Origin of the sequence: Variovorax jilinensis (assembly GCF_030316885.1) — a bacterium.
Lineage (GTDB): Bacteria > Pseudomonadota > Gammaproteobacteria > Burkholderiales > Burkholderiaceae_C > Variovorax > Variovorax jilinensis.
Genome location: NZ_JASZYQ010000004.1, coordinates 423,172 through 441,026 on the forward strand (window position 1 = coordinate 423,172; position 17,855 = coordinate 441,026).

Below are 17,855 nucleotides of genomic sequence, written 5' to 3' on the forward strand. Positions count from 1 at the left end.
CGAAGCCTCCAGCACCCCGACCGCGATGCGCCTTGCCTCCGTTCCCGTTTTCGCACCGACCATCGCGCCGCCATCGCCTGCCGTGCTGCGGCGCTTCGATGTGGCGGGCCCGCGCTATACCTCGTACCCGACCGCCGACCGCTTCGTCGATGCCTTCACGGCCGACGACTATGCCCAGGCCCTGTCGCAGCGCAGTGGCGCTGGCGCCAGCGCACGGGCACTGTCGCTCTACGTGCACATCCCGTTCTGCGAGTCGCTCTGCTACTACTGCGCCTGCAACAAGATCGTCACGCGCCACAAGCGCAAGGGCAGCGACTACCTCGACTACCTCGAGCGAGAGGTCGCGCTGCAGGTGGCGGCGCTGGGCCGTGGCGCCACGGTTCGCCAGTTGCACCTGGGCGGCGGCACGCCGACCTTTCTCGACGACGCCGGCCTGCGTCGGCTGATGGCGATCCTGCGCGCGGCGTTCACCCTGTCGCCGGACGGCGAGCATTCGATCGAGATCGACCCGCGCACGGTCGATCGCCAGCGCCTGCTGACCCTGGCCGAGCTGGGCTTCAACCGGCTGAGCTTCGGCGTCCAGGACTTCGACCCCGAGGTGCAGAAGGCGGTGCACCGCATCCAGCCCGCCGCGCAGGTGTTCGATCTCATGGCAACCGCGCGCGGCCTCGGCTTCGACTCGGTCAACGTCGACCTGATCTACGGCCTGCCGCGCCAGAGCCCGGCGTCCTTCGACCGCACGCTCGAGCAGGTCTGCGCGCTGCGCCCGGACCGCATCGCGCTCTATGCCTATGCCCACCTGCCCGAGCGCTTCAAGGCCCAGCGCCGGATCGCGACCGAGGCACTGCCCGACGCCGCCGCCAAGGTCGAGATGCTGTCGCGCTCGATCGCGGCGCTGACGGCCGCGGGCTACGTCTACATCGGCATGGACCACTTCGCGCTGCCCGGCGACGCGCTCGCCGTGGCCCGGCGGCAGGGCCGGCTGCACCGCAACTTCCAGGGCTACAGCACGCAGCCCGACTGCGACCTGGTGGCGCTCGGCGTCTCGGCGATCGGCCGCGTCGGCGCGACCTACAGCCAGAACGCCAAGACCCTCGAGGAGTACTGCGACCTGATCGACCAGGGCCGCCTGCCCGTGGTGCGCGGGCTCGCGCTCACGCGCGACGACGTGCTGCGGCGTGCGGTCATCATGGCCATCATGTGCCAGGGCCGGGTCGACTTCGAGACCGTCGGCACCGCGCACCTGATCGACTTCGGCGAGCACTTCGCGGCGGAACTCGCGGCGCTCGCCCCGCTTTCGGCGCAGGGCCTGGTGACGCTGAGCGACAGCCACCTCGAGGTCACGCCGATGGGCTGGTTCTTCGTGCGCGCGATCGCTATGGTCTTCGACCGCTACCTGCAGGCGGACCGCAACCGCACCCGCTTCTCGCGCATCGTGTGACATGAGCTCCACCGCGCTGGCCGGCACCGCGCTGCTGATGGGCCTGGCCGGCGGCCCGCACTGCGTCGCCATGTGCGGCGCTGCCTGCGCGGGCGTGATCCGCGTCGTGCGCGCACCACCCGGCGGTGGCGTCGCCTCGCTGGCCCTGCCGGCGCGCACCTTGCCTGCGGAGGTGCTGTTCCATGCGGGGCGCGTCGCCGGCTATGCGGCCGCGGGCGCGGTGGCCGCCGCCACGATGCAGGCGCTGGCGCTCGCGAGCGAACAGGTCGCAGCCTTGCGTCCGCTCTGGCTGCTGCTGCACGTGGTGGTGCTGGCCTGGGGCCTGGTGCTGGCCGCCACCGGCCGACAGCCGCTGTGGGCCGGCCGCCTCGGGCGCTGGGCCACGGCGCGGCTGCAGCCGGTCGCGCGCCTGCCCTTCGGTGCGGCGGCGGCCGGCGCGCTGTGGGTCGGCATGCCCTGCGGCCTTCTGTATTCGGCACTGATGCTCGCGGCGCTTGGCAACGGCGTGCTGGGCGGCGCCGCCGTGATGGCGCTGTTCGCCGCCGGCAGCGCGCTGTCGCTGCTGCTCGCGCCCTGGCTCTGGCACCGCCTGCGCGCGGGCGGCGGCATGTTGTCGCAGGCCTGGGGCACGCGGCTGGCCGGTGTGCTGCTGGCGGCGGTCGCACTGCAGGCGGTCGGGACGGACCTGGCGCGGCAGATCGGGATCTGGTGCCGCTGACTCCTTGATCTGCCGCAAGGCGCCCCGAGCCGCGACGTGAAACGCTACGGGTTCCGACACGGAGCTCGCATGACCCACGCCACCACCCGCATCATCCTGGACGAACATGCCGCGCTGTCGGCCATGCTGCGCTCGATCCTGATGCTGCTCGCCGAGCATCGGCGCCAGCAGAGCCTGCCCGACTTCACGGCGCTGCGCGCGATGCTGTTCTACGTCGACCAGTTCCCCGAGCAGCTGCACCATCGCCACGAGTCCGAGCTGCTGTTCCCCAAGCTGCGCGCGCGGGTGCCGCTGGCGCGCGAACTGCTCGACCGGCTCGACCACGAGCACGCGCGCGGCGAGCGCAACATCCGCGAGGTGGAGCATGCACTGCTGATGTTCGAGATGCTCGGCGAAGCCCATCGCGCGCGCTTTGAAGCTGCGATGGAGCGCTATGCCGAGTTCTACCTGGCCCACATGGCGCTCGAGGAGAAGGAGATCCTGCCGCTGGCCGAGCGCATCCTCGGGGCCGACGATTGGGACGAGCTCGACACCGCCTTCCGCCGCCACCGCGATCCTTTCACCGGCCATGAACCCGCCGACGAGTGGCGTGCGCTCTTCACGCGCATCGTCAATGCGGTGCCGGCGCCGATCGGGCTCGGGCCCGCGGCGGCCCGGCGCCCTCGCATGGCCGCGCGGGCATGAGGGCGGGCGACGAAGGCGCGCCGCTGGCGGCCCTGGCGGCGGCCTCGGGCCTGCGCGACTGGACGCTGGCCGGCCGCACGCTGCTGCCCGTGGTGCAGGGGGGCATGGGCGTCGGCGTCTCGGCCGGCGGCCTGGCCGGCACGGTGGCGGGCCTCGGCGCGGTCGGCACGGTGTCGTCGGTCGACCTGCGGCGCCTGCATCCGGACCTCTGGGCGCAGACCTCGCACCGCGAGGCCGAGCCCGATGCCGGCGCGCGCATCGATGCCGCCAACCTCGAGGCGCTCGGACGCGAGATCGCGCGCGCGAAGCAGATCTCGGGCGGGCGAGGCCTCGTGGCCGTCAATGTCATGAAGGCCTTGAGCGCCTACGAAGCCCAGGTGCGCCACGCCCTGGCCTGCGGCGCCGACGCCCTGGTGGTCGGCGCTGGCCTGCCGCTGGACCTGCCCGAGCTCGCGCGCGAGCATCCGTCGGTGGCGCTAATCCCGATCCTCTCGGACGCCCGCGGCATCCAGCTGATCGTGCGCAAGTGGGAGAAGAAGGGGCGCCTGCCCGATGCCATCGTGGTCGAGCATCCGCGCCTCGCGGGCGGCCATCTTGGCGCCGCCAGGGTGGCCGACCTGCACGATCCGCGCTTCGACTTCGAGGTCGTGCTGCCGCAGGCCCTGGCCTTCTTTCGCAGCGAGGGGCTCGAGGGCCGCATTCCGCTGATCGCGGCCGGCGGCGTCGGCAGCCTCGAGGACATCCGGCGCCTGCAGTCGCTCGGCGCGAGCGCGGTGCAGCTCGGCACCGCCTTCGCCGTGACCCGCGAATGCGATGCCGACCCGGCCTTCAAGCGGGTGCTCGCCGAGGCCCGGCCCGAGGACATCGTCGAGTTCACGAGTGTCGCGGGGCTGCCGGCGCGCGCGGTCCGCACGCCCTGGCTCGCCAGGTACCTGCGGCTCGAACCGCGCCTGCAGGCCAAGACCCACCACGAGACCGCGTGCACCATGCGCTTCGACTGCCTGGCCCGCTGCGGCCTGCGCGACGCCACGCCGGGCTGGGGCAAGTTCTGCATCGACAAGATGCTCGGTCATGCACTGGCGGGCGGCATCGACCAGGGGTTGTTCTTCCGCGGCGCCGGGCGGCTGCCCTTCGGCAGCGAGATTCGCACGGTGAAGGAGCTCATGCAGTGGCTGCTGGGCGGCTTGCGGCCTTCGGCCCTGGTGCCTCGTGTCGGGCAAGGGCTCGAATCGCAGTGGGCCGAGCACGACCGGCGCATCGAGAACATGCCGATGAAGGAGGAGCAGCGTGTGCCTGGAACCTGAAGGGTTGGGGGCCGGCGCCGGCCCGGCCGGCGACCCCCATGACGCGGCACTGCGCTTCGAGGCCGCGACCGGAAGACCCCGAGGCGAGCCATCCGGGCCTCGCGCGCCTCGACCTGGCACAACGAAGCGTGCCGCGGGCCGGCGTGCGGCCCGGGCGCAGGAAGCAGGCGCTCAGCGCGCCGCGAGCGCCGCCGCGTCGGGCAGCTCGATCTTGACCTCGAGCACCTCGAGATCGTCCTGCTTCTCGAGGTGCACCTTGATGTCCTCGGCCTTGATCGACACGTACTTCGAGATCACCGCGATCAGCTCGCGCTGGAGCTCGGGCAGGTAGTCGGGGCGCTTGGCGCCGAGGCTGCTGCGCTCGTGCGCGAGGATGATCTGCAGCCGCTCCTTGGCGACGCTGGCCGTCTTCTTCTTTTCGCCGAGCAGAAAGGAAAAGAGGGACATGGCTACCTTCCTCCGAAGATTCGTTTGAAGAAGCCGGGCTTCTCGGCATCGGTGAAGCGCATCGGGCGGTCTTCGCCGAGGAAGCGTGCCACCACGTCGCTGTAGGCCTGCGCCACATCGGTGTCGGTGTCGTGGATCGCGGGCACGCCCTGGTTGGAGGCCTGCAGCACGGTCTCGGATTCGGGAATCACGCCGATCAGCTTGATGCGCAGGATGTCCTGGATGTCCTCGAGCGAGAGCATCTGGCCGCCGGCCACGCGGTTCGGGTTGTAGCGCGTGATCAGCAGGTGTTCCTTGATCGGCTCGCCGCCTTCCTTGGCGCGCTTGGTCTTGGAGCCCAGCATGCCGAGGATGCGGTCCGAGTCGCGCACCGAGGAGACCTCGGGGTTGGTCACGATCAGCGCCTCGTCGGCGAAATGCATCGCCATCATCGCCCCGGTCTCGATGCCGGCCGGCGAATCGCAGACGATGTAGTCGAAGCCCTGCTCGGCCAGGTCCTTGAGGATCTTCTCGACGCCGTCCTGCGTCAGCGCTTCCTTGTCGCGCGTCTGCGAGGCCGCCAGCACGAAGAGGTTCTCGCACTGCTTGTCCTTGATCAGCGCCTGGTGCAGGTTGGCCTCGCCCTGGATCACGTTGACCAGGTCGTAGACGACGCGGCGCTCGCAACCCATGATCAGGTCGAGGTTGCGCAGGCCGATGTCGAAATCGATCACGGCCGTCTTCTTGCCTGCGAGCGCGAGGCCCGATGCAAAGCTCGCGCTCGTGGTCGTCTTGCCGACGCCGCCCTTGCCCGAGGTCACCACCACAATTTTGGCCATGCCATTCCTTCTCGTTCGTTCGTTCGTTTCGGTTGTTGGGTTGCTGCGCGGCGCGCGCGTGCGCCGCCGGCTCACTCGATCGGCTCCATGACGATCTTCTTGCCGTCCAGCGAGATTCGCGCCGCCTTGCCCGCGATGTCGCCGGGGAGTGCGACCTCCGCCGTGCGATAGATGCCGGCGATCGCCACCAGCTGCGCTTCCATGCAGGTGGTGAAGATGCGCGCCGTGGTGTCGCCGCGGGCGCCTGCGATGGCCTTGCCGCGCAGCGGCGCGTAGACGTGCACGTTGCCGTCGGCGATGACTTCGGCGCCGAAGCTCACCACCGCGGTCACGATGACGTCGCCGCCGCGCGCGTAGACCTGCTGGCCCGAGCGCAGCGGCTTGTCGATCACCAGCGTGCCGGTGGCCGGCACCGGCACTTCGCGCACGATCTGCGGCGGCTCCGGCTCGGCGGCGGGCGCCGGCGCCGTGCGCGGCGCCGGCGCGACCGGCATCGCGGTGATGGAGAGCCCGGCGGCGCGTGCAGCGCCGTGCTGGGCATCGCTGCCCCCGCGCACGGCGACCGGCTGGGTCTGGTGGCGCGCGAGCAGGTCGCGCAGCGCCGGGAAGTCGAGCGGCGGGGCATCCGGGTCGCCCGCGTCATCGGGCGGCAACTGCGAGAGGTCGATCACCACCGGCTCCTGCTCGAAGAAGTCGGGCGAATCCGCCAGTTGGGCGTCGAGCGCCTGCGCCAGGACCTCGAGATCGGAGGTCTTGAGGATGACCGCTATCAGCGGCAGCGTCGCGCTCTTGAATTCGAAAACCGCCTTGGTGCGCGCGGCCGATGCATCTGCCATGGGGTGAGTGAAAAAGCTGGGTGCGAAAAGCCTCGAAGTCTAACGGGCAGTGGGGTCGGCGATCGCGAAACGGGCCGCCAATAGGCTTCGTCCACAACATTTCTTGCACCAGGTTGCACTTGGCGGCGCGTGGGTCCGCAGGGCGGGCGTGACATCTCTCACGCTCGGACGGGCCATTCGCGGGCCTTAGTGCAATTGCACTATTCGCCGCTTTCGCCGTGCGATCGAGACTTTCGGCAAGCCTGTAACAGTTCGTTATCGGCCTTCGAATTTTTCCATCCCAGTTGCCCAGGAGTCCGATCTTGTCGTTGCGCACCCTCACCCCTCCCACCCGATACGCCCTCTCGACGGCGCTGTTGCTGTCCCTTGCCGCCTGCGGCGGTGGGGGCAGCAGCGGCGGCGGCTTCCTGCCGGTCGCCTCCGGCGGCACCGGCGCAGCTGCCGGAACCACGGGCACGACCGGAACCACCAACACGCCGAGCGACACCGGCGCGGGCTCTGACACGGGCACGCCCGCCGGCGCCACGCTGAGCGGCATCGCCGCCACCGGCGCGGCCTTCGCGGGCGCCAAGATCACGGTGGTCGACCAGCGCGGCATCACGGTCTGCGACACGGTGACCGATGCCAAGGGCGCCTATGCGTGCACCCTGCCGGCCGCTACCAAGGCCCCGCTGGTGGTGATCGCCACGCGCGACGACCAGACCCTCTACAGCACCACCGCGAGCGCCACCGGCGGCAACGTCAACGTGACGCCGCTCACCACCGTCATCGTGTCGCGCCTGTCGCCCGACGGCGATCCGGCCAGCCTGGTGGGCGCCATCGCGACCAACCCCGGTGCTGTGACCGAGACCACCGTGAAGGCCCAGGTGGCCGAGCTCATCGCCGCGCTGAAGCCGCTGCTGACCCTGATCGGCGATGCGGTCGATCCGATCTCGGGTGCGTTCTCGGCCGACGGCTCGGGGCATGACCGGCTGCTGGATTCGATCGCGGTGAGCGTGCGCCCGGACGGCGCCGCGGCGAACATCGAGATCACGGTCAAGGCCGTGCCGGACGCGAGCGACGGCGCCCCGCTGTCGATCAGCTTCCGCAGCGACGCCACGCTGCCGGTGCTGCCGCCCGCGGTCGCGACCGCCGAACTCGTCCCCAGCGGCGCATCGCTGAACATCGCCGCGCTGTTCGCGCGCATGGAGCAGTGCTTCGCGCTGCCGCTCAACGAGCGCGTGGGCGGCACTGTGGACCCCAAGAATGCCAATGCGCGGATCGGCACGGCGGACGACGTGCTGGCCGCTGCCTGCCGGACGCTGTTCGTGGGCGACAACCCGGGCACCTTCCTCAACAACGGCGCCAAGGTCGGCCGCAATGCCAGCAACCAGGGTGCCTTCGCCGGCATGTTCCGCAACGGCGCCACCGGCCTCAAGGTCGACCGCGGCCAGCTCTCGTACTTCCGCCCGAACGGCGACCTGGTGCTGAGCTATCGCACCGTCGACACCGCGGGCGGCGTGCAGAACCAGTCGATCGTTGCGCGCAATGTCGATGGCACGCTCAAGCTGATCGGCAACGGCTACAGCTACAGCGTCAGCGTGCTGCCGACCGTGCAGGACCGCGACTTCCTGTACGCACCGGCATCGAGCTACCTCAACGTCTCGTACGACGTGAGCATTCCGAGCGCGCAGTTCAAGGGCACCAGCCCGCTGGTCCAGGCGCTCGTGACCGCACCGGACAAGTCCATCTACACCTACAAGGTCGGCTCGGGCAATGCCAACCTGGTGGTGGACCGGCCGAACGGCACCTCGGCCAACACCTCGCTGCTGCGCATCGCCGCCGGCTACCGCAATGCGGCGCGCGGGGGCCATCCGTCGGCTTCGGAGCCGAACGCCTTCTTCCTGCCGCAGCTCAGCGACGACGACCTGCGCAAGCTGCCGGAACAGGGCGTGTTCACGGTCGAGCTGAAGTTCGAGGACGGCTCCAGCGTGACGCAGACGCACCGCACGACGACGCGCGTGCCGACCATCGCCGAGGCGCGCCTGCGCAAGATGGCCGACCTGACGCCCGCGATGCGTGCCGAGCTGATCGCCGAGGTGCCGGGACCTCAGGGCATGGTCTTCGACGCGCCCCAGCCCAACGAGCCGAGCGTGGTCGACTTCAGCGCCAACGGCGACACCGACGCCTGGACCGTGCCGGCCGGTGCGCCCGCGCCCGTTGCACTCACGATCTTCGGCAAGTCGGCGAACGGCATCAGCTACGAGGACCGCACCGACGTCGCCGGCTCCGCGCGCAAGGCCAAGGTCTACTGCACCGCGGCCAGCGATCTCGACGACCATTGCACCAAGCCCGGCGACTTCGAGCTGTTCAACGCCGGCACCACGCTGACGCTGTTCCAGCTGTCGGCCACCGATGCCCTCGGCGTGCTCAACCTCAAGGGTTTCGCGACCTACATGCCGGTTCAGTAACGCGACGCCGCGCCAATGAAAAAGCCCCGCATGCGGGGCTTTTTTCCGTTCGTGCGCCAGCCTGCTCAGCGTCGCCCGCGGTTCAGCAGCGCATACAGCAGCACCGCCCCGAAGGTCGCGGTGCCGATGCCGCCGAGCGCGAACTGGCCGAAGCGCAGCGTGAAGTCGCCGGTGCCGAGGATCAGCGTGATGCCGGCCACGATCAGGTTCCTGTTCTGCGAGAAGTCGACCTTGTTGTCGACCCAGATCTTGGCGCCCGCGATCGCGATCAGGCCGAACACCACGATGCTCACGCCGCCCATCACCGGCAGCGGAATGGTCTGCACCAGCGCGCCGAACTTGGGGCTGAAGCCCATCAGGATCGCGATCAGGGCGGCCACGACGAACATCGCGGTCGAGTAGATCTTGGTCGCGGCCATGACGCCGATGTTCTCGGCATAGGTGGTGACGCCGGTGCCGCCGACCGCGCCGCTGACCATGGTCGCGACGCCGTCGCCGATGAAGGCGCGGCCCAGGTACGGGTTGAGGTCGCGGCCCGTCATCGCGCCGACGGCCTTGAGGTGGCCCAGGTTCTCGGCCACGAGGATCACGGCCACGGGCGCGATCAGCAGCATGGCGTTGACCTCGAACACCGGCGCCGAGAAGGTCGGCAGGCCGAACCAGGCGGCCGCGGCCAGCGGCGCCAGGTCGATCGGCTTGCCCATGCCGAGGCCGTTGGTCAGCAGCGCATAGACCAGGCTGGCGGCGATCAGGCCCATGAGGATCAGCAGGCGCTGCACCATGCCGCGCGCATAGACCGCGATCAGGCCCACGCAGACGAAGGTCACGAGCTGCATCCAGGTGTCGAAGCTGGTCGGTGCCATGTTCTTGATCGGCACGCCCGCGAGGTTGAGCCCGATCACCGCCACCACCGAACCGGTGACCACCGGCGGCATCAGGCGCTCGATCCAGTGGACGGCCACGTCCTGCTCGACCTCCTCGACCTCGAGGCCCTCGAGCCCCTTCACGGGCGCGGCCTTGGTGTGGCGCTCGTTCGTGAGGCTCACCAGCACGCCGATCAGCGCATAGACCGCGCCGCAGGCGATGATGCCGCCGAGCGCGACGCCGAGGTTGCCGTTGGGCCCGCTGCCCGCATAGCCGCTGGCCGCGATCACCACGCCGATGAAGGCGAAGCTCGAACCCAGGTAGCTGGGCACGCGGCCGCCCGTGATGAAGAAGAACAGCAGCGTGCCGATGCCGCTCATCAGGATCGCGATGTTGGGATTGAAGCCCATCAGGATCGGCGCCAGAACGGTGGCGCCGAACATCGCGATCACGTGCTGCACGCCCATCGCGGTGGTCTGCGGCCACGAGAGCCGCTCGTCGGGCGCGACGACCGCCCCTTCGTGGCTGGCGACCAGGCGCCAGCGGGCCAGGTAGCCCCGGTTCATGACAGCACCGCCATCGTGATGCGCGACACGCAGGTCAGCTCGCCCGCGTCATTGACCATGTCGATCTGCCAGACCTGCGTCGTGCGGCCGCGGTGCACGGGGCGCGCGGTGCCCGTCACCCAGCCCGAGGTGGTGGCACGGATGTGGTTGGCGTTGATGTCCAACCCCACCGCTCGCTGCCCTTCGGGCGCCGAGTAGTGCGCGCCGCAGGAGCCCAGCGTCTCGGCCAGCACCACGGACACGCCGCCGTGCAGGATGCCGTAGGGCTGCCGCGTGCGCCGGTCCACCGGCACGCGGGCGCGGATGTAGTCGTCGCCCACTTCGAGGAACTCCAGGCCCAGCACGGTGGCCACGGTGTCGCCGTGGCCGTCGTTGAGTTCCTCGACCGAGATCTCTTTTTTCCAGATGCGCATCGTCGTCTCCAGTTCAGGGGTGCAAAACTATAGCGACTGGCGTGCGCTGGGCAGAAAGCGTTCGCGGCTGACAGCGCCTCGACCCGAACCGGGCGCATGCTCCCGGCATGACGCGAAACGCAAGATGGATGGCCCGCGCCGCCGCGGCGGCCGTGCTGCTGCTGGTCGTCCTCGGGCTCGCCGTGCGCGCCTGGCTGCCGAGCGATGCCGAGTTGGCCGGGGAGGTCGCGACCCGCTTCGAGAAGGCCTCGGGCATCGCGCTGCGCGTGGGCTCGGCCCACTGGGCGCTGCGCCCGTCGCCCGTGGTGGTGCTCGAGGATGTCGCCACCGCGCAGGCTGTGCCGATCACGCTGCGCCGCATGGTGGTGCGGCCGCGACTGGCGGCGCTCTGGAAGCGCAGCATCGCGATCGAATCGGTCGAGATCGAGGGCGCGGTGCTGCCGCGCGCGTCGGTGCGCGAATTCCGTGGCCGCTGGCAGCCCGACGACGGCAGCGCCGCTCTGGGCGCCGCCTGGACCCTCGCGCCGGTGCCGCTCGAGCGCCTGCGCGTGCGCGAGCTGGTGTGGATCGACCGCCGCGACATCGCACTGGCCTACGACGCCGACATCCGATTCGATGCCCGTTGGCGTCCGCGCGAGGCCGAGGTCTGGCGCACCGAGGTCCAGCCGCCCGCGCGCCTGCGCCTCGTACGCGAGGGCGAGGAGGACCGCTGGCGCACGCTGATCGATGTCGCGAACGGCACATGGAACGGCAGCACGCGGCTCGAGGAGCCGGGAGACGGCCGCCTTCGCGTGAAGGCCGAACTCACGGCCAAGGAGGTGGACGTCGGCCTGCTGGTGCGCAGCTTCGGCCGCCGGACCGTGATCGAAGGGCGCGCCAATGGCCAGACCGAAGTCGATGCCGAGGGTGCCGACCCTTCCGAGCTGCTGCGGCGCCTGCATTCCCGCACGCGTTTCTCGATCGCACCGGCCACGCTGACCGGCTTCGACCTCGGCCGTGCCATCAGCAGCGCCGGCATCAGCCGCGGCGGCACCACGGCGCTCGACAGCCTCACGGGCGTGCTCGACACCCAGGCCGGCGAAGACGGCACCACGCTGCGCTATACCGATCTCAAGGCGCGTTCCGGCGTGCTCAGCGCCAGCGGCAACGCCACGGTACGCAACCGGCGCATCGACGGCCAGGCTGCGGTCGACCTGGTCGACGGCGTGGTCGGCGTGCCGCTCAAGCTCGGCGGCACGCTCGATGCGCCCGAGCTGTCGCTCACCGGTGGCGCGCTGGCCGGTGCCGCCGTGGGCTCGGCCGTGCTGCCGGGCGTCGGCACCGCCATCGGCGCGCGCATCGGCCAGCAGGTCGAGCAGCTGTTCGGCGGCGACGACGCGCGAGGCGGCAAGAAGGCGCCTGCGGCGCCGAAGTCGCGCTGAAGTCAGGTTGGCTCGAGAAACCGCCGCGAGAATCGCGCTCGCGCGGCGAACCGCGCTTCGGCAGCCCGCCTCGGCATGGGAGTAAGGCAATGAATTTCGGCGATTCGGTCTTCACGGAAGCGACCTTCTGGCTCATGGTGCTGCTCTCGGTCGTGCTGCCCGTGGGCATCTACGCCGTGATGATCCTCAAGCGCGCCATCTCGCGCTGGACCGTGCTCACGCTCGGTTTCTCGCTGGTCGCGATCGCGGCGGTGAACGTCTATTTCCTGCAGCGCCTGGCCACGCATGCGGCGCTCACGCCTTCGCTGGCCGACGACATGGTGTTCGTGTCGGAGGTGCGGGTGGCGCTCTACCTCGTGCCGGCACTGTTCGCGGGCCTGGGCATCAACGTCATCTCGCACGTGCTGACCACGCACCTGACCGCAGCCGAGCGGCGCTTCGCCGAAGAGCACCCGGATGCGAATCAGGATTTCGAGGTGTAGGGCCTGCCGGCAGGCCCTGGCGGGTCAGAACTTGTACGTGACCGCGAGGTACGGAACGATGGGGTTCAGCTTCAGGCTGGCTTCGCTGTTGGCGACCGGTACGCCGCGCGCGGTGGTGGTCAGCTTGGCCGTGGTGCGCAGCGGGATGTACGACACCGAGAAGGCCATGCCCCAGTGCGGGTCGAACTGGTAGGCCACGCCGAGGTTGAAGACCGCGGCGAAGGAACTGTCGAGCTTGGCCGTCGTGGCCGACAGGGCCGAGGCCGGCAGGCCGATGCGGCTCGCGAGCGCGCCCTGCAGGCCCGGGGTGAGATTGACGTCGCTGTACCAGACGTAGGTGGCGCCGAGGCCAACGTAGGGCCGGAACTTGGCATCGCCGTCGTTGAAGTAGTACTTGGCGAGGATCGTCGGGCTCCACTGCCTGGCGTTGCCGAGTTCGCCGATCGGCGCCAGCGTGCCTTCGCCCTGGAGCTTGAACTTGGGCGGCACGCCCAGCACGCCTTCGACCGCCCAGTGGCTGTCGACGAAGTAGGTCAGGTTGAGGCCCAGCGTGTCGGAGCTGCCGACGCTGGCACCCGAACCGGGCACGACCGCCGCGACCGGCGACGTGAAGGTCAGGGGCTTGCTCGAATCCTGCGGTGCGAAGTGCAGCCAGCCGGCGCCGACCTGCCAGTCGCCGGCCTTCTGTGCCAGCGCGCTGCCCGAACCCAATGCGGCCATCGCCGCCAGTGCAATCAGTCTTGTCTTCATGTGAGAGTAGTGATTTTCAGAACGAGGGAGTCCCTAGGATAGTGTTTTCGCACGGTCGTTCACTTTTTCTCGATCAAGTTCGGAATCGGCTGGCAGAAACGCGCTCGCTTCACGGTCGGCGGCCGCCCGTTTCGAGGACGTTAGGATCGCTTTCCTCACAGGAGTACACATGATCGGACGACGAACCCTAGCCCTGGCCCTCGCGAGCCTTCTGGCCGCCTGCGCGAGCCCGGTCACCGTCCAGACCGATTTCGACGCCAAGGCCGACTTCGGGGCCTATCGCAGCTACAGCTGGATCGCGGACCCCTCGGGCGAGTCCTCGCTGATGCCGCAGAGCGTGGTGCAGGGCATCGACGCGCGGCTGCAGGCGCGCGGCTGGAAGCGCGTCGCCGATGGCGAGGTGCACGTGGCGGCCCACCTGACCACGCGCGACGGCCAGACCTACAACACCTTCTACAGCGGCATCGGCCACGACCTCACGTGGCTGGGCTTCGGTCCGGTGCCGGACCGCGTCGTGATGTCGACCAACCCCTACCGCAAGGGCACGCTGGTGATCGACATGTTCGACGGCAGGAGCAGGCGTGCCATCTGGCGCGGAAGCGCCGAAGGCGTGCTCCCCGACGATCCTTTGCGCATCGACGCCTCGGTGCGCGGCGCGCTCGACCGCCTGTTCGCGGACTTCCCGCCGGGCACCACGGCGCCACGGCGCAGCAACTACTGAGAGGGCGGACGGGGCGCGGTGCTCAGGCGGCGCCGCCGCTGCGGCAGGCGGCCCGGATCAGGCGCTGGGTGGGGTTCGGCTCGACGTCGCGGAACAGCATCGGCTGCGGGCGCGCGCTGTAGTCGTTGACGGCGCTGGGCGGCCCCTGCCACAGCGGCACCGGAAAGAAGGTCGCCTGCACATAGGAGGCCTTGCGTGCCTGGCAGTCGAAGACCACGCGCGACTCGTAGGAACGGTAGGGCTGCTGGTCCCAGTTGCGGCGCTCGGTGGCGCGGCTCACGCGCACGTTCATGGTCTTCTGCCGGCCTTCGACCCGCAGCGCGACCGGATCGACCTGGACCGTGTCGACGCTCGGATCCTTCGGGTTGCCGGTGATCGTGAACCAGTCGGACTGCGCCCAGGCCTGGCAACCAAACATTGCGAGCAAGACGAGGCAGCGCTTCACTTTCGTGCGTCCTATGGTGAGGGGGAGCCGACAATTCTAGCGAGGGGTATCGGCGACCCGCGGGCCGATTCCCGCTGGCCGCCACGGGCCGCGGCGAAATGGCATAGAGTGATTCGGATGAACGATCCAGTCGACTACATCCCGCCCAAGGTCTGGGTCTGGAACAAGGCCAGCGGCGGCCAGTTCGCCAACATCAACCGGCCGATCGCGGGCCCCACGCACGACAAGGAGCTGCCCGTGGGTCGCCACCCGCTGCAGCTCTATTCGCTCGCGACGCCGAACGGCGTCAAGGTCACGGTGATGCTCGAGGAGCTTCTGGCGCTCGGGCACCAGGGCGCCGAATACGACGCCTGGCTGATCCGCATCAACGACGGCGACCAGTTCGGAAGCGGCTTCGTGGATGTCAATCCGAACTCCAAGATCCCGGCGCTCATGGACCGCGGCGGCCTGGCGCCGATCCGCGTCTTCGAATCGGGCGCGATCCTGATCTACCTGGCCGAGAAGTTCGGCGCACTGCTGCCGACCGCACCGGCCGCGCGGGCCGAATGCCTGTCGTGGCTGTTCTGGCAGATGGGCAGCGCGCCCTACCTGGGCGGGGGCTTCGGCCACTTCTACGCCTATGCGCCGTTCAAGATCGAATACGCGATCGACCGCTTCGCGATGGAGGTCAAGCGCCAGCTCGACGTGCTCGACCGGCGGCTCGCTCAAAGCCCGTACCTGGCCGGCGACGACTACACCATCGCCGACATCGCCGTGTGGCCCTGGTACGGCGCGCTGGCCAAGGGGCTGGTCTATGGCGCCGGAGAGTTCCTTCAGGTCGAGAGCTACACCCACGTCCAGCGCTGGACCGACCGTATCGCCGAGCGGCCCGCGGTGCAGCGCGGCAGGCGCGTGAACCGGGTCTGGGGCGACGCCGACGCCCAGCTTGCCGAGCGCCACGACGCGAGCGATCTAGACGCCTAGCAATTCCTCGAGCACGGCCGGCTCGCCGAGCAGCGCAGCCGATGCGCCGTGGCGCACGATGCGGCCCTTCTCCATCACCACCGCGCGATCGGTGTGGCCGAGCACGCGGCGCCAGTCGCGGTCCACGATCAGGGTCGCGATCCCGGTGGCGCGGATGTCACCGATCACGCGCCAGATCTCGGCCACGATGAGCGGCGCCAGGCCTTCGGTGGCCTCGTCGAGGATCAGCAGGCGCGGGTTGGTCATCAGCGCCCGGCCGATCGAGAGCATCTGCTGCTCGCCGCCCGACAGCTGCTGGCCGCCGTGCGAGAGCCGCTCGGTCAGGCGCGGGAAGGTGGCCATCACGCGGTCGAAGGTCCAGTCGCGACGGCCGTCGTTGCCGGTGCGCGCACTCATCACCAGGTTCTCCCGCACCGAGAGGTTGGGGAAGATGCCGCGGCCCTCGGGCACGTAGCCGATCCCGCGCCGCGCCATCTTCTCGGGCGCCCAGCCCGTGACCTCGAGGCCATCGAGCTTGACTCCGCCAGAGGCCGGCCGCACGTAGCCCATCAGCGAGCGGATCAGCGTGGTCTTGCCCATGCCGTTGCGCCCGAGCAGGCCGACCGAGGTGGCGGCCGGGATCTCGACGTCGACGCCACGCAGGATGTGGCTGTCGCCGTAGTAGGTGTTGAGGTCGTGGACCTGGAGCATCTCAGGCCTCCCGCCGGGCCACGCCAGGGGCGGCCTGCGCGCCACCGGGGGGCAGCAGATGCACGAAGGGGTGAGCGTCGGGCGTCATTTCAATGGTCCTCGCCGAGGTAGGCGGTGCGCACTTCGGGGTTGATGCGGATCGATGCGGGGTCGCCGGTGGCGATCACCGTGCCGTTGACCATCACCGTGATGCGGTCGGCGATGCGGAACACGGCGTCCATGTCGTGCTCCACGAGAAGGATCGCGTGCGAGGACTTGAGGCTCGAAAGCAGTGCCAGCATGCGCTCGGTTTCCTCGGCGCCCATGCCGGCCAGCGGCTCGTCGAGCAGCAGCACGCGCGGGCGGGTCGCCAGGCACATCGCCACTTCGAGCTGGCGCTTGGCGCCGTGGCTCAGCGTGCCCGCGATGCGCTCGGCCACCGCATCGAGGCCGGCGGCCGCCAGTGCCGCGTGCGCCGCCGCGTTGCTGCTGGTGCAGCCGTGCGACGACTGCCAGATGGCCCATGGCCGTGGCGTCGCGGCCTGCGCCGCGAGGCGGCAGTTCTCCAGCACCGTGAACTCCGGAAAGATCGTCGTGCGCTGGTAGCTGCGACCGACGCCTGCCAGAGCGCGGCGGAACTGCGCGCGCTGCGTGATGTCCTCGCCGTCGAGCGAGATGCGGCCTGCCGAGGCGCTGATCTCGCCCGACAGCATGTTGATCAGCGTCGACTTGCCGGCGCCGTTGGTGCCGATCACCGCGTGTACCTCGCCGAGCCTGAGGTCGAGCGTGACCGCATTCACGGCCACCAGTCCGCCGAAGCGGCGCGTGAGTGTCTCTACGGCGAGCAATGTGCTCATGATGCGCCCCCCTTGGGCGACAGCTGGGCTGCGATGCCGACGATGCCCTTGGGCATCAGCGCCACGAACGCGATGATCGAAAGCCCCAGCGTGAGCTGCCAATGGTCGGCCAGCGGGCCCACCAGCGCATGGGTCGAGAGCAGCTCCTTGAGCAGCGTGAAGGCGACCGCGCCGATCACGGCGCCACGCAGGTGGCCGAGGCCGCCGAGGATGATCATCAGCAGCACCTCGCCCGAGTTGTGCCAGGCCAGCAGCTCGGGGTTGACCACGCCGTCGCGCGAGGCCACGAGGAAGCCTGCAAGGCCCGCCAGTCCGCCTGCGATCGTGAAGGCCGCGAGCTTGTAGCCGTAGACCGCGAAGCCGGCCGCGCGCATGCGCTGCTCGTTGACGCGGATGCCGGCCAGCGCGGCGCCGAAGCGCGAGCGGCGGATCAGCGCGAGCAGGCCGTAGGTGAGGACCAGCGCGGCCAGCACGAAATAGAACAGGGTGTAGCGGTTCTCGAGGTCGAGCGCGCCGAGGGCCGGGCGCACGTACATGTAGATGCCGTCGCTGCCGCCGCCGAACGATGTGTCGTGGAAGACGAAGTAGGCCATCTGCGCGAAGGCCAGCGTGACCATGATGAAGTAGACGCCGCGCGTGCGCAGGCTCAGGGCGCCGACCGCCAGCGCGTAGGCCGCGGCGGAACCGACGGCCAGCGGCAGCAGCAGCGCGATCGAGCCGCCCTCCTTGCCCGAGGCGAGCACCGTGGCGTAGGCGCCGATGCCGTAGAACGCGGCGTGGCCCAGGCTCACGAGACCGGTCATGCCGACGAGCAGCTCGAGGCTCAGCGCGAAGATCGAGAGGATCATGACCTTCACGATCAGGTCGGAGAGATAGGGGCTCAGCAGCGGGCCGAAGACCCCGAGCGCGATCGCGCAGGCCAGTGGCGCCCAGTGATTGATTTTGCTCATTGCTTCAGCGATTCGGGAGATGCCGTGGAACCGGCTTTGCCGGGCCACCGGCTCGC

19 protein-coding genes are annotated in these 17,855 nt (G+C 69.8%); 9 read left to right on the forward strand and 10 right to left on the reverse strand.

Annotated elements, in window-relative coordinates; genetic code table 11:
* Window positions 1-25 precede the first annotated feature (25 nt).
* From hemN to QTH87_RS17765, 4 genes are all read left to right on the forward strand, one after another.
* Window positions 26-1,441 (forward strand): oxygen-independent coproporphyrinogen III oxidase, encoded by a 1,416-nt coding sequence (gene hemN, locus QTH87_RS17750; protein ID WP_444812805.1) that lies wholly within the window; start codon window positions 26-28, stop codon window positions 1,439-1,441.
* A gap of 1 nt (window position 1,442) precedes the next feature.
* Window positions 1,443-2,159, forward strand: a complete 717-nt coding sequence (locus QTH87_RS17755) for a sulfite exporter TauE/SafE family protein (protein ID WP_286611036.1) — start codon at window positions 1,443-1,445, stop codon at window positions 2,157-2,159.
* A 69-nt stretch (window positions 2,160-2,228) separates the two neighbouring features.
* On the forward strand, window positions 2,229-2,843 hold the full coding sequence (locus tag QTH87_RS17760; RefSeq protein WP_286611037.1) for a hemerythrin domain-containing protein: 615 nt from the start codon (window positions 2,229-2,231) through the stop codon (window positions 2,841-2,843).
* Window positions 2,840-4,147 (forward strand): NAD(P)H-dependent flavin oxidoreductase, encoded by a 1,308-nt coding sequence (locus QTH87_RS17765; RefSeq protein ID WP_286611039.1) that lies wholly within the window; start codon window positions 2,840-2,842, stop codon window positions 4,145-4,147. The genes QTH87_RS17760 and QTH87_RS17765 overlap by 4 nt, the downstream gene beginning before the upstream one ends.
* Before the next feature lie 171 nt (window positions 4,148-4,318).
* Here the strand turns inward: QTH87_RS17765 and minE are convergent, their stop codons facing one another.
* The 3 genes from minE to minC all read right to left on the reverse strand — a co-directional run bounded on the left by minE (window position 4,319) and on the right by minC (window position 6,248).
* Window positions 4,319-4,594 (reverse strand): cell division topological specificity factor MinE, encoded by a 276-nt coding sequence (gene minE / locus QTH87_RS17770; RefSeq protein ID WP_286611041.1) that lies wholly within the window; start codon window positions 4,592-4,594, stop codon window positions 4,319-4,321.
* Between the two features lie 2 nt (window positions 4,595-4,596).
* Complete coding sequence (gene minD / locus QTH87_RS17775) at window positions 4,597-5,412, reverse strand: septum site-determining protein MinD (RefSeq protein ID WP_286611042.1); 816 nt, start codon at window positions 5,410-5,412, stop codon at window positions 4,597-4,599.
* 71 nt (window positions 5,413-5,483) lie between these two features.
* Window positions 5,484-6,248: a septum site-determining protein MinC gene (gene minC / locus QTH87_RS17780; RefSeq protein WP_286611044.1), complete on the reverse strand. Its 765-nt coding sequence runs from the start codon at window positions 6,246-6,248 to the stop codon at window positions 5,484-5,486.
* A gap of 302 nt (window positions 6,249-6,550) precedes the next feature.
* On the opposite strand from minC, the gene QTH87_RS17785 reads away from it, so the two are divergent.
* On the forward strand, window positions 6,551-8,698 hold the full coding sequence (locus tag QTH87_RS17785) for a carboxypeptidase regulatory-like domain-containing protein (protein WP_286611047.1): 2,148 nt from the start codon (window positions 6,551-6,553) through the stop codon (window positions 8,696-8,698).
* A gap of 65 nt (window positions 8,699-8,763) precedes the next feature.
* Here the strand turns inward: QTH87_RS17785 and QTH87_RS17790 are convergent, their stop codons facing one another.
* Window positions 8,764-10,128: a solute carrier family 23 protein gene (locus QTH87_RS17790; protein WP_286611049.1), complete on the reverse strand. Its 1,365-nt coding sequence runs from the start codon at window positions 10,126-10,128 to the stop codon at window positions 8,764-8,766.
* Entirely contained in the window at window positions 10,125-10,541 is a 417-nt protein-coding gene (locus QTH87_RS17795; RefSeq protein ID WP_286611051.1) for a hotdog fold thioesterase, read from the reverse strand. Before QTH87_RS17795 ends, QTH87_RS17790 begins: the two co-directional genes overlap by 4 nt.
* A gap of 128 nt (window positions 10,542-10,669) precedes the next feature.
* Here QTH87_RS17795 and QTH87_RS17800 point away from each other — a divergent pair, with 128 nt between their 5' ends.
* Window positions 10,670-11,962, forward strand: coding sequence for an AsmA family protein (locus tag QTH87_RS17800; protein ID WP_286611053.1), 1,293 nt, complete (start codon window positions 10,670-10,672; stop codon window positions 11,960-11,962).
* An 89-nt stretch (window positions 11,963-12,051) separates the two neighbouring features.
* Window positions 12,052-12,444, forward strand: a complete 393-nt coding sequence (locus tag QTH87_RS17805; protein ID WP_286611055.1) for a hypothetical protein — start codon at window positions 12,052-12,054, stop codon at window positions 12,442-12,444.
* Window positions 12,445-12,468: 24 nt separating this feature from the next.
* On the opposite strand, the gene QTH87_RS17810 is transcribed toward QTH87_RS17805, so the two are convergent.
* The gene (locus QTH87_RS17810; protein ID WP_286611056.1) at window positions 12,469-13,194 is read right to left on the reverse strand and encodes an OmpW/AlkL family protein; all 726 of its coding nucleotides are present in this window, start codon (window positions 13,192-13,194) and stop codon (window positions 12,469-12,471) included.
* 169 nt (window positions 13,195-13,363) lie between these two features.
* Between QTH87_RS17810 and QTH87_RS17815 the strand changes: the two genes are divergently transcribed.
* On the forward strand, window positions 13,364-13,915 hold the full coding sequence (locus tag QTH87_RS17815) for a DUF4136 domain-containing protein (RefSeq protein ID WP_286611058.1): 552 nt from the start codon (window positions 13,364-13,366) through the stop codon (window positions 13,913-13,915).
* 22 nt (window positions 13,916-13,937) lie between these two features.
* On the opposite strand, the gene QTH87_RS17820 is transcribed toward QTH87_RS17815, so the two are convergent.
* A complete protein-coding gene (locus QTH87_RS17820; protein WP_286611217.1) occupies window positions 13,938-14,333 on the reverse strand; it encodes a surface-adhesin E family protein in 396 nt (131 codons plus the stop codon).
* A gap of 144 nt (window positions 14,334-14,477) precedes the next feature.
* Between QTH87_RS17820 and yghU the strand changes: the two genes are divergently transcribed.
* Window positions 14,478-15,323 (forward strand): glutathione-dependent disulfide-bond oxidoreductase, encoded by an 846-nt coding sequence (gene yghU, locus QTH87_RS17825; protein WP_286611059.1) that lies wholly within the window; start codon window positions 14,478-14,480, stop codon window positions 15,321-15,323.
* Here yghU and QTH87_RS17830 read toward each other — a convergent pair.
* The 3 genes from QTH87_RS17830 to QTH87_RS17840 all read right to left on the reverse strand — a co-directional run bounded on the left by QTH87_RS17830 (window position 15,312) and on the right by QTH87_RS17840 (window position 17,799).
* Window positions 15,312-16,013, reverse strand: a complete 702-nt coding sequence (locus tag QTH87_RS17830; RefSeq protein WP_286611060.1) for an ABC transporter ATP-binding protein — start codon at window positions 16,011-16,013, stop codon at window positions 15,312-15,314. The two genes, yghU and QTH87_RS17830, sit on opposite strands and share 12 nt — an antisense overlap.
* 89 nt (window positions 16,014-16,102) lie before the next feature.
* Window positions 16,103-16,849: an ABC transporter ATP-binding protein gene (locus tag QTH87_RS17835; RefSeq protein WP_286611062.1), complete on the reverse strand. Its 747-nt coding sequence runs from the start codon at window positions 16,847-16,849 to the stop codon at window positions 16,103-16,105.
* Window positions 16,846-17,799 (reverse strand): branched-chain amino acid ABC transporter permease, encoded by a 954-nt coding sequence (locus QTH87_RS17840; protein ID WP_286611064.1) that lies wholly within the window; start codon window positions 17,797-17,799, stop codon window positions 16,846-16,848. Before QTH87_RS17840 ends, QTH87_RS17835 begins: the two co-directional genes overlap by 4 nt.
* Window positions 17,800-17,855 lie beyond the last annotated feature (56 nt).

What these genes read in the sequence shown, in the direction of transcription:
- yghU (WP_286611059.1), top strand. Translation starts at nt 14,478, where the DNA reads ATGAACGATCCAGTCGACTACATCCCGCCCAAGGTCTGGGTCTGGAAC.
- QTH87_RS17790 (WP_286611049.1), bottom strand. Translation starts at nt 10,128, where the DNA reads ATGAACCGGGGCTACCTGGCCCGCTGGCGCCTGGTCGCCAGCCACGAA.
- QTH87_RS17800 (WP_286611053.1), top strand. Translation starts at nt 10,670, where the DNA reads ATGGCCCGCGCCGCCGCGGCGGCCGTGCTGCTGCTGGTCGTCCTCGGG.
- QTH87_RS17805 (WP_286611055.1), top strand. Translation starts at nt 12,052, where the DNA reads ATGAATTTCGGCGATTCGGTCTTCACGGAAGCGACCTTCTGGCTCATG.
- QTH87_RS17765 (WP_286611039.1), top strand. Translation starts at nt 2,840, where the DNA reads ATGAGGGCGGGCGACGAAGGCGCGCCGCTGGCGGCCCTGGCGGCGGCC.
- QTH87_RS17830 (WP_286611060.1), bottom strand. Translation starts at nt 16,013, where the DNA reads ATGCTCCAGGTCCACGACCTCAACACCTACTACGGCGACAGCCACATC.
- QTH87_RS17820 (WP_286611217.1), bottom strand. Translation starts at nt 14,333, where the DNA reads ATGTTTGGTTGCCAGGCCTGGGCGCAGTCCGACTGGTTCACGATCACC.
- minD (WP_286611042.1), bottom strand. Translation starts at nt 5,412, where the DNA reads ATGGCCAAAATTGTGGTGGTGACCTCGGGCAAGGGCGGCGTCGGCAAG.
- QTH87_RS17760 (WP_286611037.1), top strand. Translation starts at nt 2,229, where the DNA reads ATGACCCACGCCACCACCCGCATCATCCTGGACGAACATGCCGCGCTG.
- QTH87_RS17810 (WP_286611056.1), bottom strand. Translation starts at nt 13,194, where the DNA reads ATGAAGACAAGACTGATTGCACTGGCGGCGATGGCCGCATTGGGTTCG.
- hemN (WP_444812805.1), top strand. Translation starts at nt 26, where the DNA reads ATGCGCCTTGCCTCCGTTCCCGTTTTCGCACCGACCATCGCGCCGCCA.
- QTH87_RS17840 (WP_286611064.1), bottom strand. Translation starts at nt 17,799, where the DNA reads ATGAGCAAAATCAATCACTGGGCGCCACTGGCCTGCGCGATCGCGCTC.
- minE (WP_286611041.1), bottom strand. Translation starts at nt 4,594, where the DNA reads ATGTCCCTCTTTTCCTTTCTGCTCGGCGAAAAGAAGAAGACGGCCAGC.
- minC (WP_286611044.1), bottom strand. Translation starts at nt 6,248, where the DNA reads ATGGCAGATGCATCGGCCGCGCGCACCAAGGCGGTTTTCGAATTCAAG.
- QTH87_RS17835 (WP_286611062.1), bottom strand. Translation starts at nt 16,849, where the DNA reads ATGAGCACATTGCTCGCCGTAGAGACACTCACGCGCCGCTTCGGCGGA.
- QTH87_RS17815 (WP_286611058.1), top strand. Translation starts at nt 13,364, where the DNA reads ATGATCGGACGACGAACCCTAGCCCTGGCCCTCGCGAGCCTTCTGGCC.
- QTH87_RS17795 (WP_286611051.1), bottom strand. Translation starts at nt 10,541, where the DNA reads ATGCGCATCTGGAAAAAAGAGATCTCGGTCGAGGAACTCAACGACGGC.
- QTH87_RS17755 (WP_286611036.1), top strand. Translation starts at nt 1,443, where the DNA reads ATGAGCTCCACCGCGCTGGCCGGCACCGCGCTGCTGATGGGCCTGGCC.